Below are 14,659 nucleotides of genomic sequence, written 5' to 3' on the forward strand. Positions count from 1 at the left end.
GGCGGATCCCAGAACAGCTACGTCGCCACCCTGGTCGAGCGTCACTCGCGCTACGTGATGCTGGTCAAGGTCGCCAACAAGGACACCGAAAGCGTCGTCACCGCCCTGATCAAGCAGTCGAGGAAATTGCCCGGCGAACCCTATCAGTCCCTGACCTGGGATCGAGGCAAGGAGCTCGCCGACCACAAGCGGCTGGCTCTGGCCGCCAACGTCGAGGTCTACTTCTGCGATCCCCGGTCACCGTGGCAGCGCGGCTCGAACGAGAACACCAACCGGCTGCTGCGCCAGTATCTGCCGCACGGAACCGACCTGTCCCTGCACAGCCAGCCCCAGCTCAACGCCATCGCCCGGCAGCTCAATGAACGGCCCAGAAAGACCTTGCTCTATCGGACGCCAGCGGAGACCTTCGCCGCGTGTGTTGCAGCGATCAGTTGAGCCCGCCAGGCGCCAGGCCGGCGAGCCAGATCGCAATAAGAGAATATCCAGGGCTGTCATAGGCGCGGGCGCCGGGAGTCGACCCTGGCAAACTCACGCAGTTCGGCACGGAATGGATAAAGGCCCGGTCGAAACCGGGCCTCTTCAAATCGACTGGAGCGGGCGAAGAGATTCGAACTCTCGACCCCAACCTTGGCAAACTCACGCCGCCCGGGGCGCAGACAGCAAAAAGGCCCGGTCTCGCGACCGGGCCTCTTGGTTCGACTGGAGCGGGCGAAGAGATTCGAACTCTCGACCCCAACCTTGGCAACCTCACGCCGCCCGGGGCGCAGACAGCAAAAAGGCCCGGTCTCGCGACCGGGCCTCTTGGTTCGACTGGAGCGGGCGAAGAGATTCGAACTCTCGACCCCAACCTTGGCAAGGTTGTGCTCTACCACTGAGCTACGCCCGCACTTCAGTCGGAGGCGGGCTTGTAGCGGAGACGTACGACGGATCGCAAGTCCCCTGTAGAAACTTTCCTTGCGCTCAAGCAGCGAGCCGCCGCGCGGTGAGCGATAGCGCCCTGCTTCGCCTCAGCGCGGCGCCATCCTGATGGCCCCGTCGAGGCGGATGCATTCGCCGTTGATGTAGACGTTGCGGGCCAGCTCCAGCACGAGGCTGGCGTAGTCCGCCGGCCGCCCCAGGCGGCTGGGGAAGGGGATCTGGGCGGCCAGGGCGTCCTGGATCTTCTGGTCCATGCCGGCCATCATCGGGGTCCACATGATGCCGGGCAAGATGGTGTTGCAGCGGATGCCTTCCTGGGCGAGGTCGCGGGCGACCGGCAGGGTCATGGCGTAGACGCCGCCCTTGGACGCCGCATAGGCCGCCTGACCGACCTGACCGTCCTGGGCCGCCACGGAAGCCGTGTTGACGATCAGGCCGCGCTCGCCGTCCTCCACGGGCTCCAGGGTCATCATCCCTGCGGCCGATTGGCTCAGGACACGGAAGGTGCCGAACAGGTTGACGCGGACGGTGCGCTCGAACTGGGCCATGTCGTGGGGCTTGATCTCGCCGGTGTCCCTCTTGCGCGAGACGGTCTTCATGCCGGTGGCGATGCCGGCGCAGTTGACCGTCAGCCGCTCCTGGCCGTGGGCGGCGCGGGCCTTGTCGAAGGCGGAAGCGACCGAGGCGTCGTCGGTGACGTCGACGGAGCAGAAGATGCCGCCGATTTCTTTGGCGATCGCCTCGCCCTTTTCAGCGTTGAGGTCGAACAGGGCGACCCTGGCGCCCGTGGCCGCGATGGCGCGCGCGGTCCCCTCGCCCAGGCCCGAAGCCCCGCCTGTCACCACTGCTGCGATCGACCCGTCGAGTTTCATGGAATTCGTCCCTATGTTCTGATTTGAACTTCTGATTGCCGCGGGGATTTAGCCGCCATGACCGCCAAAGCCAAACCCGCGTCGGGGCCGATCACCCCGGAAGACGCCATTGATCCGGCCAGGGCGCTCGTGCCTTCGGTCCAGAAGGTCAACGAGGTGCGGGTGCGCACCGGCTTCTGGCCCAAGCTGGGCCGGGTCGCCTCGCGTATTCCGTTCGCCGACCAAGTCGTCGCCGTCTACTATGCCGCGCGCGACCCGGAGACGCCGATGGCGGCCAAGGGGATCATGCTGGGGGCGCTGGCCTATTTCGTCATGCCGCTGGACGCCATCCCGGACGTGCTCGCCGGCATCGGCTTCACCGACGACGCGGCGGTGATCACGGCGGTCATCGCCACCCTAGGCGCCAATGTCCGCAAGAAGCACCGCGAGGCGGCCGAGAAGGCTCTCGACCGCCTGCGCGACATCTAGCTCTCGACGGTCACCACGACCTTGCCCATGACCGTGCGGTCGGACAGGGCCTGGATGGCCTCGTGGGCGCGTTCCAGCGGGAAGGTGCGGCTGACGCGCGGCTTGATCTTGCCCTCGGCCCAGAACTTCATCAGGTCGGCGACATTGGCCCTGTGCCCCTCGGGATCGCGCGCGGCGGCGGCTCCCCAGAAGACGCCGACCACCGACACCGACTTCAGCAGCGTCAGGTTCAGCGGGAAGGACGGGATGCCGGCCGGGAAGCCGACCACCAGATAGCGCCCGTTCCAGTCCATCGAGCGCAGGGCCGGTTCGGCATAGTCGCCGCCGACGCCGTCATAGACCACGTCCGGGCCGTCGCGGCCCGAGGCCAGCTTGAACTCGCCCGAGAGCTCCTTCTGGGCCGCCTTGTCCATCGGCCCCGACGGATAGATCAGGCCGTTGTCGGCCCCAAGCTCGAGCGCGAACTGGACCTTGTCATTGGTCGAGGCGGCGGCCGTGACCTGGGCGCCCATCGCCTTGCCCAGTTCGACGGCGGCGGCGCCGACCCCGCCCGCGGCGCCCAGCACCAGCAGGCGTTCGCCGGCCTTCAGCTGGGCCCGGTCTTTCAGGGCGTAGTAGGAGGTGCCGTAGGTCATGATCAGGGCGGCGGCCTCCTCGAACGACATGGCGTCCGGCATCTTGATCAGCGCCTCGGCCCGCACCGCCAGCCGCTCGACCATGCCGCCCCAGCCGGGCATGGCGATGACGCGGTCGCCCTTGAAGACACCCTTGACCCCCTCGCCCACAGCCTCGACCACGCCGGAGACCTCGCCGCCCGGCGAGAAGGGGCGCTGGGGTTTGAACTGGTATCTGTCCTCGATGATCAGGGTGTCGGGGAAGTTCACCCCCACGGCCTTGACCTCGATGATGACCTCGCCCGCCTTGGGGGTGGGATCCAGCACCTCCTCGACGACGAGGCTGTCGGGGCCGCCGACGGTCTTGGACAGGACTGCGCGCATGAAATGCCTTTCAGGGGTGATGGGAAGAGAGCGGCTCAGGCCACGGAAACAGGTTTGTCCTGGCGGATCCAGCCAGTGACCGACAGGCGGTTGCCGCCGGCGAACGGGGCTACATAGGTCACGGCGTGTTCATAGGGGACGGTGAACAGGTTCAGGGCGTTGAACCTGGGCGTATAGGCCTCGGACACATGGCCGTCGTCGTCGATAAAGGCCAGCAGCCCGCCCCAGTCCGCCCGCCAGTCCGGCGTCAGGCTGAGCACATAGGCATAGAGCCGCTGGCGTCTCTCGTGGGCGTCGTTGTGCTGGTTCAGATAGTGGCCCGGCTGGAATCGCGTGGCCTGGCTGTCGACATAGAGGGGCCGATCATCGCCCGTCGTCTCGCGCACGAAGCCCAGAAACGCGTCGCTGTTCAGCATCTCGTGCAAGGCGCGATAGACCGGCCGCACCAGTCTGCCGTTCTCGATGTCGGTCGAGATGCGCACCGTGTCGAACATGAAGTGCAGGCCGCTGGAGGTCTCCGTGTGCGCCACGGCCATGAACTGGCGATACTGCTCGGGCGTCAGGGCCTCCAGGGTCTCGACCGGAATGTCGGCGTTCTTGCCGCCGCTGATCGTCGAACAGACCCACAGAGTTTCGGCGACGAGGGTCTCGTACAGGGTCGCGGCGCTGTCCGGCGTCAGGAAGCCGGGGATATAAACGCGGCTGAACGATTTGAACGCCGGGCGGATGTCGCGCCCCTTCAGCCCCGGATCGATCTTCGCCACGTCTCGTCGCCCTGTGGTCAGCCTGTCGTGCGGCGACGGTTGTCACAGAATGGCCCCCGTGTCATCGCCCCCCGACGCTAGCCAGTCGAACCGCTCCATGGAAGGGCGGACGAGCGGCCCAAGGAGAAACGCCATGACCCGACCCGCCCTCATCCTGCACGGCGGCGCCGGCGCGCGTCGCAGCCGCGACTACACCGCCGAGATCGCCCATATGCGCGAAGTGGTCGAGGCCATGCGGGTGCGGCTGGAGGCCGGCGCCCAAGCCCTCGATGTGGCGGTGGAGACCCTGGTCCTGCTGGAGGATTCCGGCCTCTATGTCGCGGGTCGCGGGGCCTCGCCCAATCTGGCCGGCGAATACGAACTGGACGCCAGCCTGATGGACGGGCCGAGCCGCCGCGCGGGCGCCGTCGCCGCCTTCCAGGGCTATCGCAATCCGATCCGGGCGGCCCGCGCCGTGATGGAGCACAGCCCGCACGTCCTGCTGGCCGGGTCGGGGGCGGCCCGGTTCGCGGGTGAACACGGCCTGGCGCCGATCGACGATCCCGATGCCTGGTTCACCCGCGCCGGCCAGGGTGAGGACAACCATCCGCCGGGCCAGGGACCGGCGCTGAGCCACGGGACGGTCGGCTGCTGCGTGCTGGACACCCAGGGTCGTCTGGCGGCCGCCACCTCGACCGGCGGCGTGTTCGGCAAGCTGCCGGGGCGGGTGGGCGACACGCCGATTCCGGCGGCGGGCGTCTGGGCCACGGACCGGGTCGCGGTCTCCTGCACGGGCCAGGGCGAGTATTTCATCCGCACCGCCGCCGCCGCACAGATGGACTGGCGGGTCGAGGCGGGCGCCTCGATCACCGAGGCCGGTGAAGCGGTCATCGCCGGCATCGGCGCGATGGGCGGCGACGGCGGCCTGATCGCGCTCGACGCGCTGGGCCACCGCGCCGATCCCTTCAACTCCCAGGGGATGAAGCGCGCCTGGCTGACCCCGGACGGCGAGGTCGGGGTCGAGGTTTTCGGGAAGTAGCGCGGGCGTTCTCCCTCCCCCTAGGGTGAGGTCTTCGCGCAGCGACGGGGTGGGAGCGGCCGGTGATGCGGATGCCGGCCCGGGATGTTTCGCCTTGCCGCCCCCACCCGGTCTTCGCTTCGCTCCGACCACCCTCCCCCGAGGGGGAGGGAAAACGCGCGCCTTACATTACAGCGCCGTAACTTACGCCGGTCTTCCAGCCTGATACGGTTGCTCCGCAACTCCGGAGTCCGTTCATGAAATCCCGCCTGAAGTCGGCCGTCGCCGCCCTCGCCCTCGTCACCGCTCTCGGGACCTTCTCGCCGGTCCTGGCCCAGGACGCTGCGGGGGCGCCGCCCGCCGCCATCGAGGTGCCGCCGCTGGGCTTCGTGAAACGCACCCTGCCGAACGGCATGGACGTCTACACCGCGCGCGACACGACGACGTCGAACGTCACGGTCCAGGTCTGGTACCGGGTCGGCTCCAAGGACGACCCGCAGGACCGCTCCGGTTTCGCCCACCTGTTCGAACACCTGATGTTCAAGGCGACCAAGGACTTTCCGGACGAGACCTTCGACCGCCTGACCGAGGACGTGGGGGGCAACAACAACGCCTTCACCAGTGACGATGTCACCGCCTATCACGAGACCATCCCGGCCAATCACCTGGAGCGGCTGATCTTCGCCGAGGCCAGCCGTCTGGGCTCTCTGGTCGTCGACGAGAGCGTGTTCGAGAGCGAGCGCGACGTGGTCAAGGAGGAGTACCGCCAGGGCGTGCTGGCCAACCCCTACGGCCGGATGCGTCTGTTCCTGCCCATGCTGATCTTCCAGCACAGCCCTTATCGCCGCTCGACCATCGGCTCGATCGAGAACCTCGACGCCGCGACCATCGAGGACGTGCGCCGTTTCCACGCCACCTATTATCGCCCGGACAACGCCGTCCTGATCGTGGCCGGCAATTTCGACCAGGCCGAACTGGACGGCTGGATCGACCGCTATATGGCGCCGATCGCCAACCCGGACCGCCCGCTGGAGGTCACAGACGCCTCCGAGCCGGAGCCGACCGGCCCGCGCGAGATGACCGTCCACGCTCCGAACGTGCCGCTGCCCGCTGTGATGCGCGCCTGGCCGACCGTGCCTTACGGCCACCCGGATCGCGCCGCCCTGACCGTGCTCGACGGCATCCTGTCCACGGGCGAGAGCTCGCGGATGTATCGTTCGCTGGTCTATGAGCAGCAGATTGCCGCCCAGGCCGGGTCCTCGCCCGACTTCTCGCAGCAGGCCGGATATCTGATGGCCCAGGTCATCATGTCTGACGGCCATACGGTCGACGAGGGCCTGACCGCCATTGATGCCGAGATCACGAAATTCCGCGACCAGCCGGTCACCGACGCCGAGCTGAACGAGGCCAAGAACGAGCTGGTCGCCGACGCCCTGCGTGGTCGCGAGACCATCGACGATCGCGCCAGCGCCCTCGGCTGGGCCCTGATCAACACCAATGACGCCGCGACCGCCGACCGCGAGATCGCCGAGATCCAGGCCGTCACTGCCGCCGAGGTCCAGCGCGTCGCCCGCCGCTATCTGACCGACCAGCGGGCTGTGACCCTGCGCTACCTCAACGCCGACGAGGCCAATCCGGTGACGGCGCAGCAGACCGGGATTACCGCCCCGGTGACCCTGGCCGACCTCGCCCCCGTAGGTCAGGTCTTCACCCTGCTGCCGGAAGCCGAGCGCGCGGCCCTTCCGGCGACGACCGATCCGGTCGCCCCGACCACCCCGCCCGTCGCTGACTTCCGCCTCGACAACGGTCTGCGCGTCCTGGTCGTGGAGAAGGATGGCCTGCCGCTGGTCTCCGCCCGACTGAACTTCGACGCCGGTTCCGGCGACGAGGCGGGCGGCAAGGCCGGTGTCGCCGCCCTGACCGCCGCCCTCCTGACCCAGGGGACCGCGACCCGCAGCGCGCCCGAGATCGCCACGGAGATCGAACAGCTGGGCGCCTCGATCGGCGCCGGCTCGGGGCCTGACTTCACCAACATCTACGCCAACGCCCCGGCCAACGTCTTCCCGCAAACGGTCGCCCTGATGGCCGATCTGGTGCGCAACCCGGCCTTCGCCCAGGAGGAGCTGGACCGTCAACGCGACCAGACCCTCGACGGCCTGCGCGTCGCCCTCGCCACGCCCGGCCCGGTCGCCTCCCAGGCCGCCGCCCGTGTGATCTACGGCGACGCGGCCTACGGCGCCCCCGGCTCCGGCACCCTGACCAGCATCCCCGCCATCACCCGAGAGGACGTGGCCGCCTTCCACCAGCACCGCTATCGCCCCTCGGAGGCGACCCTGGTCTTCTCGGGTGCGATCTCGGAGACCGACGCCCGCGCCCTGGCGCAGTCGGCCTTCGGCGACTGGCGAAACACGAACAGCACCGCCGAGGCGCGCGTCGCCCCGCTCGGCCAACCCCTGCCGCCCCGCGTCGTCGTCATCGACCAGCCCGGGGCCGGCCAGGCGGCGGTGACGGTTGCCCTGCGCGGCGTCTCCCGCACCGACGCCGACTACTTCCCCCTGACGCTGGGCAACACCCTGCTGGGCGGCAGCTTTACCTCGCGCCTGAACCAGGAAATCCGCATCAAGCGCGGCCTCAGCTACGGCACGCGCTCGTCGCTGGGCGTGCGTCGCGAGGAGGGCCTGTTCACCGCCAGCGCCCAGACGCGCAACGATGCGGCTGTGGAGGTGTCCGATCTGATCCTCGCCGAGATCACCCGCCTGTCGACCACCCGGCCGACGGCGTCGGAATTGACCACGCGTCAGGCCATCCTGACCGGCGCCTTCGGCGACTCGCTGGAAACCGTGGATGGCCTGGGCGGCCTCGTCGCCAACCTGGCGCTCTACGACCTGCCGATGAGCGATCTGGCGGCCTATGTCGGCAAGGTGGAGGCCATCGACGGCGCGGCGGTCCAGGAGGCGTTCGCCGCGCACCTGCCGGTCGACCGGGCCAGCCTGGTCATCGTCGGCGACGCGGCCCGGTTCATCGACGCCCTGCGCGCGAAACACCCGAACGTCGAGGTCATCCCGATCTCGGCCCTGAACCTCGACAACGCGGCGCTGCGGTAGGGCTTCAAAGTCTCCTCCCTGTTCGCTTCTTGGCGAATGGGGAGGTGGCGGCGAGCCTTTGCGAGCTGACGGAGGGGCTCTGGAGGCCGCAAGAACCCCTCCGCCTCCTCCGCTCCGCTACGGATCCACCTCCCCATCGCTACGCGACAGGGAGGAGACGCGGCTGTCAGTTCTCGCCCGCTTCGTCGTTCGGCTTGTCGTCAGCGGCATCGGCTTTCTCGGCCACCACGACGTCGGAGGCCTGGTCCAGGGCGTACTGGGCGATCAGGCCATAGGTGACCATCTGTTCCGGGTCGTTCGCGGCCCAGGCGCCGTTCGTGACCAGGCCCTGGGCGAGAACCGGGGCGGTGCGCAGCGCTTCCTGCACCTCGGGGTCGTTCATCGCATCGGCGACCAGCGCCTCGACGTCGATATTGGCCAGGGCTTCCTGGGCGATCTGGCCGGCGTGGCGGCTGACCTCGGCGGTGAAGGCCGCGATCTCCGGCTGGTATTCGGTCCAGATGGCCGCAATCCGCGCCTCGCGCTGGGCCTCGGTCAGGCTTTTGTCCTCGGAGATCGCTTCGGCGCGTTCGCCGAACGCCTCCATCCGCGCTTCGAAGGCCCCGGCTTCAGCTTCGATGGCGGCCTCCGATGCGGTCTGGGGCTCGTCCGCGAGCGCAGCGGACAGCGGCAGAACGGCGAGGGCGGCGGCGAGCGAGAGGGCGCGGATCATGGCGGGCAGCTCCTTGAGTTCGCACGCAAGGTCGGTCCGCCAGCCCGTCAGCTCAAGTGAAATCGCGGTAAGGCGGGCTCAGGGCGCCGGGGCCGCGGTCGCCGCCTGTTCGATCTGGGTCCGGACCAGACGCGGGACCGAACGCAGTTGCGGCAGGGCCTGGGTCAGGCCGGCGAGCATGCCCGGGCGCTCGGTCTCGGGCGCCGCAGCCATCTGTTGATTCATGAAGACCTCGAACGCTGTGGCGAAGGCGTCGGCGTCGGCGTCGGGCTGATAGCGCGCTTCGATGGCGTCCAGAGACGCGGCCCGTCGGGCGGCGTCCGCCTCGGCGGCGGCCGTCTGCATCTCCGCCTGCATGGCCTCCACCTTCGCTCCGAAGGCCTCGGCGGTCGCCTCGAACGCCGCCTCACCCGGCGAGGGAGCCTCGGCCGGCGTCGCGGGAGCCGTCTGAGCGCTGACGGCGGGGGCCATGGTGGACAGGGCGGCGGCGATGACGAGGGCGCGGATCATGTGAGGGCTCACGAGTTCGGGATTTGAATTCGCCCGACAAACGACGCCGAACGGGTCGCAGGGGGCGGTCTCAGTGCGAAGGCGCGGCCTCCGGGGGCGGCGGCAGCAGGGCGGCGGCTTCGGCGCGATCGCGCATGGCCTGGGGCAGGGTCGCCAGCTGTCCGGCGGTATTCTCGACATTGGTGCGCAGGGTCTGCTGCTCGGCCTCCGGCAGGGTCGCGAACTTCTGCGCGGCGAGGTTGAAGAAGTCCTGGATGAAGGCGTCGATCTCAGCCTGGAATCCCGTCTGGATGGCATCGAGCTCGGCCTTGGCCGCATCGGGATTGAGCGCCGTCAGGCGAGCGGTGTCCTTCATCTGCGCATCGACGGCGAGCACCCGATGGCCCAGAGCCGCGGACCGCTCGTTGAAGGCGGCTTCTTCCGGGGAGACAGGGGCTGCGACTTCCTCCGGCCCGGCGTTCGGCGCCGTTTCGGCCTCGGTCGCCGGAGCGACTTCGGCTGGGGGAGAGGCAGGCGCTTCGGTCTGGGGCGAAGACGAAAGGACGCCGATCAGCAGGAACAGGGGGAGGGACAAGAAGGACATTCAGACTCTCTCGGGTTCAACCGTCGTCCCGTCTCGCGAAATCGTCGCCGGCTCAAGTCGAAATTGCGTGAAGCCGTCCTACTTCGGGCTCGGCCGGGTCCGTGCGCCCTGGGCCTGGGCGTTTTCCTGGTAGCGGGCGACGATGGCCGAGATGGCGCGTCGGGCCTGATCCTGGTCGCCGTCGGCCTGAACGATCGCCTGGACGATCTCCTGGTTCATCAGGGCGCGGGTCTCGCGGTCGGTAACCGCCGGGGCGAGGGCTGGAATGTCCACCCACGCCGATGCCGCCGGAATCACGGCCGGAATGGCGTTCTGCGCCAGCGAAGGCGTGGCGGCGACGAGGACGGCGGCGACCGCCAGGAACACGAACTTGCGCATGGGACCCTCCCTGAAAGAAAGGCGGACGATGTCCCCGAACCCTTCATTGCGCAAGACCGTGTTCGCTGAACGGACCGAAGAGGCGCCTTTCGTCAGACGCCTCCGTGGTTTCAGGTGCGGCGGTCGCGCTTGGCCAGGACCCGCAGACGCAGGGCGTTCAGCTTGATGAAGCCGGCCGCGTCATTGTGGTCGTAGGCCTGGACGCCCTCTTCGAATGTCACAAGATCCTGATCGTACAGGCTGTTGGCGCTCTCGCGGCCGATGACGGAGACATTGCCCTTGTAGAGCTTCATCCGAACCGTGCCCGAGACCTTCGCCTGCGACAGGTCGATGGCGGCCTGCAGCATCTCGCGCTCGGGCGAGAACCAGAAGCCGTTGTAGATCAGCTCCGCATATTTCGGCATCAGCTGGTCCTTCAGGTGCATCGCGCCCCCGTCCAGGGTGATCGACTCGATGCCGCGGTGGGCGGCGATCAGGATCGTGCCGCCGGGTGTCTCATAGACGCCGCGCGACTTCATGCCGACGTAGCGGTTCTCGACCAGGTCGAGGCGGCCGATGCCGTTGTCGTGGCCCAGTTCGTTGAGCCTGGTCAGGATCGTGGCCGGCGACATGGCCACGCCGTCGATGGAGACGGCGTCGCCCTTCTCGAAGCCGATGGTGATGATGGTCGCCTTGTCGGGCGCGTCCTCGGGCGCGATCGTGCGCTGGTGGACGAACTCGGGGGCCTCGACGGCTGGGTCCTCGAGGACCTTGCCTTCGGACGACGAGTGCAGAAGGTTGGCGTCGACCGAGAACGGGGCCTCGCCGCGCTTGTCCTTGGCGATCGGGATCTGGTTCTTCTCGGCGAAGTCCAGCAGGGCCTCGCGGCTCCGGTATTCCCACTCGCGCCACGGGGCGATGACCCGGATATCGGGCTCAAGCGCATAGTAGCCCAGCTCGAAGCGGACCTGGTCGTTGCCCTTGCCGGTGGCGCCGTGACAGACGGCGTCGGCGCCGACCATGCGGGCGATCTCGATCTGGCGTTTGGCGATCAGCGGACGCGCGATCGAGGTGCCGAGCAGATAGTCGCCCTCGTACTGGGCGTTGGCACGGAACATCGGGAAGACGAAATCGCGCACGAACTCCTCGCGCAGGTCGTCGATGAAGATGTTCTCGGGCTTGATGCCCATCTTCAGCGCCTTCTCGCGGGCGGGGGCGAGCTCTTCGCCCTGACCGAGATCGGCGGTGAAGGTCACGACCTCGGCGCCGTATTCCGTCTGCAGCCACTTGAGGATGATCGAGGTGTCCAGGCCGCCGGAATAGGCCAGGACGACCTTCTTGACGGGCTTGTCGGAGGCTTTGGCCATGAGGGCTCTTTCGCAGAACGGCGTGGGAGGATTTGGCGGCGCTTAAACGGCCTGACGCCCCGCGATGCAAGGGCGAGACTGTGGCGGACGCCGGCCTATCGCATCGCGTCGCCGCGCATTATGTCCGTCTGCATGACCGACACGCCTGAAACGCCGTCCGACGTCCCGCCTGAACGGGTCCTCAGCGAGCCCGCCAAACGCGCCCTGGCCGAGGCCGCCGAACGTCGCGCGAAGGCCGGGGCGCTGGCGCCGGCGACCGAGCACGGCGGCCCAACCGGCCCCGAACCAACCCGCTACGGCGACTGGGAGAAGAAGGGTCTCGCGGTCGATTTCTGAGGGCCGAACAAATCCGGCCGAACGGTGTTAACCTTTTCGTCCTGCTGGAGAGTTTCATGCGTCGCCTCGCCCTGATCATCCTCACCACCGTTGTCCTCCCGGGCGCGGCCGACGCCCAGACCTGGGGCCAGCCCCGCTACAGCGTTCAGCCCGCGCCTTACGGCCAGCCGTATGGAGGGCCGGTCGCCTATGGGTATGGCGGCTACGGCGGCCACAGCCAGTCCTACGGCGAGGGCTACGGGGCCGGATATGGCGATCCCCGCGCTTATCGCCCGCCTCTCCGGTACGGCCATGCCTACGACCGGGGCGGCCGGTACGGCCACAGCAACCGCTCCGACCGGTGGACCCGCTGGTCCAGCCCGCCGGGACGCGGCTATCACGACGTCTATGGCTACAACGACGATCGCGCGCCGCGCGGGGCCCACCGCTGAGGGGCTGAAGACGCCAGCTTCACGCCAGAAAAGCGAGATTTAACCACGTCTTGAACGGATTGCTCCCGCCCGGGGAGCATCCGGAACCCTTCCGCGCGCGAAGACCTAGGGTGGCCTCGAACGTCGCGGAGCCGCCCAGTGAAAACCCTAGTCTCGATCCTGACCGCCCTCCTGCTGCTCGGCGCCTCGCCGGCGCTGGCGAGCGAACGTGGCGGCGGCGGCCAGCATGGCGGAGGAGGCGGCTATGGCGGCGGCCATGGGGGCGGCTGCGGCGGAGGCTGCGGGGGCGGCGGCCACGGCGGCGGCAACATCAATGTGAACGTCAACGCCAATGCCAGCGCCTATGCCGGCGCGGGAGCCGGCGCCTACATCAACGCCCGGGCCTATGACGTCGGCGCGATCAGCGGGCGCGGCGGCCATGGCGGCGTGATCTCGACGGGCGGGGGCTATGGCGGCGACTATGGTTACGGCTACGGCGGCGCCGGATATGCGGTGGTGGTTCGCGGGCCCGGATATGGTCCCAGCCGGCCGTTCGGCTATGTCGCCCAGGGGTTCGGTCGCCGTTACGTGACCACCGACCGCTGCTGCGGCCTGCGCCCGGCCCCCTGCTACGACAACTGCGGCGGCGGTTATCCGCCCCCTCCTCCGCCGCCTCCCCCTCCGCCCCCGGCCTGCGACTGCCGGGACGGCCACGGCCAGGGTCACGGCGGCTATGGCTATGAGCAGGGCTATTCCGGCGGCCGGGGCGGCGCCTCCTACAGCGTGCGCGAAAGCTACAGCGAAAGCAGCAGCTCCGCCGGCGGCTATTCCAGCGGCTATCAGGCCGGATACGGCAGCGGGGACCGCTATTCCGATCGCCGTGACGACGGCCCGCGCTATGCGCCCGTCCCCTATCAGGCCTCGCCCCTGGAGCCCGCCCCCTACGATCAGGGCGGTTACGACCAGGACTATGCCCCGCCGCAGGTCCACTACAGCTCGCCGTCCTATCCCGAGCCGGCCTACGCCCCGCCGCAGGTCTATCAGCCGGCCCCGGTCTATGTGCGGCCGCCGCAAGACTATTACGGCGACCTGCCTCCCGGCGACACCGGCGACGGCTATACCTACCGTCAGGAGCCCGGCGAACGGGGCTGACCCCCCGGGATCAGGCTTGTTCCGGATAGACCTTGCGCACCGACAGCGACCCGGCCGGCAGGGGCCGCAACACCGCCCCCTCTGCCTGAGTCAGGTCAAGCCACTCCAGCGCCTGACCGGGCGCCAGAACACAGACCTGCCGGTCGTGATAGGGCGCGACATCCGGCCCCGGTCCGGTGGTCAGGATGGCGAAGGCGCCCTGTCTGACCGCCCCCCCATCCACATCCACGGCGCGTCGACCAGGTCGAACCGCCATTTGGTCTTCCGCTTGTGGCCCGGCTCGCCGTCCGTGAACTCGAAGAAGCCCGCGGCGGGGATCAGGCAGCGCTCCGACGACCCGAAGGTCCGCCCGTCGGAGCGAAAGTTGAACACCGGCTTCCCGCCCGGCCCCTTCCATGCCCAGGTCATGGGGGCGAGGCTCAGGCCCTCCCCGGCGCGCAGGACCACGGGCGGACTGTCGCCGATGGCGTATTCGGGCGGCATGTTCGGCCGCCCGGCTGGAAACTCCAGCACCAGCCCCAGCTGGCGGATGTCGTCATCGATCGTGCCGAGCGTCGGCGGCGGGACGAAGCGGTTGCGCATCAGGCGTCGGGCTCATGACCGGTCAGTCGCAAACCCTGACACAGGCTGTCGGATGAGGGGAGTCACGCCGCGTCCGCCGCCTTGCGCGGCCTTGACCTGACCCGCGCCGACGGCCGCTGCGGCATCAAGAGCCTCCTGGCCGAGATCGAGCGCCTCTCCCCGGGCGCCATCCTGGCCAACCGCTGGCTGGTCTATACCGAGTGCGACCTGTGCGAGCTGCGCATCCGCGCCGACGTGAAACGCATCGCCCGCGAACGCGGCTCGGGCTTCGTCCTGTGGGGCCGCGCCACGACCTGCCGGAGGATGGGCTGCCCGGGCCGGGTCACCTTCTGGGTGCGGCCGCATGGGGCGAGTGGGGATGTGGCGATGACGTGAGGAACTTGGTTAGGCTCAGGACTCATAGCCAGAACAGCACGGTCGCCGCGAGGGCGATGGCGGACAGGAAGACGGTCGGGCATCGATCGTAGCGGGTGGCGACGCGCCGCCAGTCTTTGAGCCTGCCGAACATGATCTCTATGCGGTTTCGGCT

General features: G+C 68.7%; 19 protein-coding genes and 1 tRNA gene. 8 read left to right on the plus strand and 12 right to left on the minus strand.

What is annotated here, in order from left to right; genetic code table 11:
- The coding region (locus ACP7AU_RS16710) for an IS30 family transposase (protein ID WP_426052133.1) at nt 1-435 on the plus strand (435 nt) is incomplete at its 5' end.
- A 376-nt stretch (nt 436-811) separates the two neighbouring features.
- Here ACP7AU_RS16710 and ACP7AU_RS16715 read toward each other — a convergent pair.
- A tRNA-Gly gene (locus ACP7AU_RS16715) sits at nt 812-886 on the minus strand.
- A 121-nt stretch (nt 887-1,007) separates the two neighbouring features.
- On the minus strand, nt 1,008-1,790 hold the full coding sequence (locus ACP7AU_RS16720) for an SDR family oxidoreductase (RefSeq protein WP_426052134.1): 783 nt from the start codon (nt 1,788-1,790) through the stop codon (nt 1,008-1,010).
- A 57-nt stretch (nt 1,791-1,847) separates the two neighbouring features.
- Between ACP7AU_RS16720 and ACP7AU_RS16725 the strand changes: the two genes are divergently transcribed.
- Entirely contained in the window at nt 1,848-2,258 is a 411-nt protein-coding gene (locus ACP7AU_RS16725) for a YkvA family protein (RefSeq protein ID WP_426038859.1), read from the plus strand.
- On the opposite strand, the gene ACP7AU_RS16730 is transcribed toward ACP7AU_RS16725, so the two are convergent.
- Complete coding sequence (locus ACP7AU_RS16730; protein ID WP_426038860.1) at nt 2,255-3,256, minus strand: NADPH:quinone oxidoreductase family protein; 1,002 nt, start codon at nt 3,254-3,256, stop codon at nt 2,255-2,257. The genes ACP7AU_RS16725 and ACP7AU_RS16730 overlap by 4 nt on opposite strands.
- Nucleotides 3,257-3,291: 35 nt before the next feature.
- Complete coding sequence (locus tag ACP7AU_RS16735; RefSeq protein WP_426052135.1) at nt 3,292-4,020, minus strand: 2OG-Fe(II) oxygenase; 729 nt, start codon at nt 4,018-4,020, stop codon at nt 3,292-3,294.
- Nucleotides 4,021-4,153: 133 nt separating this feature from the next.
- On the opposite strand from ACP7AU_RS16735, the gene ACP7AU_RS16740 reads away from it, so the two are divergent.
- Both ACP7AU_RS16740 and ACP7AU_RS16745 read left to right on the plus strand, forming a co-directional pair.
- A complete protein-coding gene (locus tag ACP7AU_RS16740) occupies nt 4,154-5,038 on the plus strand; it encodes an isoaspartyl peptidase/L-asparaginase family protein (protein WP_426038862.1) in 885 nt (294 codons plus the stop codon).
- A 236-nt stretch (nt 5,039-5,274) separates the two neighbouring features.
- Nucleotides 5,275-8,121 (plus strand): M16 family metallopeptidase, encoded by a 2,847-nt coding sequence (locus ACP7AU_RS16745; protein ID WP_426052136.1) that lies wholly within the window; start codon nt 5,275-5,277, stop codon nt 8,119-8,121.
- A 166-nt stretch (nt 8,122-8,287) separates the two neighbouring features.
- On the opposite strand, the gene ACP7AU_RS16750 is transcribed toward ACP7AU_RS16745, so the two are convergent.
- The 5 genes from ACP7AU_RS16750 to ACP7AU_RS16770 all read right to left on the minus strand — a co-directional run bounded on the left by ACP7AU_RS16750 (nt 8,288) and on the right by ACP7AU_RS16770 (nt 11,650).
- Complete coding sequence (locus ACP7AU_RS16750; protein ID WP_426052137.1) at nt 8,288-8,833, minus strand: hypothetical protein; 546 nt, start codon at nt 8,831-8,833, stop codon at nt 8,288-8,290.
- A gap of 78 nt (nt 8,834-8,911) precedes the next feature.
- Nucleotides 8,912-9,343, minus strand: a complete 432-nt coding sequence (locus ACP7AU_RS16755) for a translation initiation factor IF-2 (RefSeq protein WP_426052138.1) — start codon at nt 9,341-9,343, stop codon at nt 8,912-8,914.
- A 70-nt stretch (nt 9,344-9,413) separates the two neighbouring features.
- Entirely contained in the window at nt 9,414-9,926 is a 513-nt protein-coding gene (locus tag ACP7AU_RS16760; RefSeq protein WP_426052139.1) for a hypothetical protein, read from the minus strand.
- Between the two features lie 78 nt (nt 9,927-10,004).
- A complete protein-coding gene (locus tag ACP7AU_RS16765) occupies nt 10,005-10,304 on the minus strand; it encodes a hypothetical protein (protein ID WP_426052140.1) in 300 nt (99 codons plus the stop codon).
- 110 nt (nt 10,305-10,414) lie between these two features.
- Complete coding sequence (locus tag ACP7AU_RS16770; protein ID WP_426038868.1) at nt 10,415-11,650, minus strand: argininosuccinate synthase; 1,236 nt, start codon at nt 11,648-11,650, stop codon at nt 10,415-10,417.
- Nucleotides 11,651-11,782: 132 nt separating this feature from the next.
- Here ACP7AU_RS16770 and ACP7AU_RS16775 point away from each other — a divergent pair, with 132 nt between their 5' ends.
- From ACP7AU_RS16775 to ACP7AU_RS16785, 3 genes are all read left to right on the plus strand, one after another.
- The gene (locus ACP7AU_RS16775) at nt 11,783-11,986 is read left to right on the plus strand and encodes a DUF1674 domain-containing protein (RefSeq protein ID WP_426038869.1); all 204 of its coding nucleotides are present in this window, start codon (nt 11,783-11,785) and stop codon (nt 11,984-11,986) included.
- Nucleotides 11,987-12,042: 56 nt separating this feature from the next.
- On the plus strand, nt 12,043-12,417 hold the full coding sequence (locus tag ACP7AU_RS16780) for a hypothetical protein (RefSeq protein WP_426038870.1): 375 nt from the start codon (nt 12,043-12,045) through the stop codon (nt 12,415-12,417).
- 138 nt (nt 12,418-12,555) lie between these two features.
- Nucleotides 12,556-13,548, plus strand: a complete 993-nt coding sequence (locus ACP7AU_RS16785) for a hypothetical protein (RefSeq protein ID WP_426052141.1) — start codon at nt 12,556-12,558, stop codon at nt 13,546-13,548.
- A gap of 10 nt (nt 13,549-13,558) precedes the next feature.
- Here the strand turns inward: ACP7AU_RS16785 and ACP7AU_RS16790 are convergent, their stop codons facing one another.
- Together ACP7AU_RS16790 and ACP7AU_RS16795 are read right to left on the minus strand one after the other, a co-directional pair.
- Nucleotides 13,559-13,771 (minus strand): hypothetical protein, encoded by a 213-nt coding sequence (locus tag ACP7AU_RS16790; protein ID WP_426052142.1) that lies wholly within the window; start codon nt 13,769-13,771, stop codon nt 13,559-13,561.
- Nucleotides 13,729-14,130, minus strand: a complete 402-nt coding sequence (locus tag ACP7AU_RS16795; RefSeq protein WP_426052143.1) for a hypothetical protein — start codon at nt 14,128-14,130, stop codon at nt 13,729-13,731. Before ACP7AU_RS16795 ends, ACP7AU_RS16790 begins: the two co-directional genes overlap by 43 nt.
- An 81-nt stretch (nt 14,131-14,211) precedes the next feature.
- Between ACP7AU_RS16795 and ACP7AU_RS16800 the strand changes: the two genes are divergently transcribed.
- Complete coding sequence (locus ACP7AU_RS16800) at nt 14,212-14,505, plus strand: hypothetical protein (RefSeq protein ID WP_426052144.1); 294 nt, start codon at nt 14,212-14,214, stop codon at nt 14,503-14,505.
- A 22-nt stretch (nt 14,506-14,527) separates the two neighbouring features.
- On the opposite strand, the gene ACP7AU_RS16805 is transcribed toward ACP7AU_RS16800, so the two are convergent.
- Nucleotides 14,528-14,659 (minus strand): transposase (locus ACP7AU_RS16805; RefSeq protein ID WP_426052145.1); only part of this gene is annotated, 132 nt, incomplete at its 5' end.

Source organism: Brevundimonas sp. SL161, from assembly GCF_049896985.1.
Taxonomy (GTDB): Bacteria; Pseudomonadota; Alphaproteobacteria; order Caulobacterales; family Caulobacteraceae; genus Brevundimonas.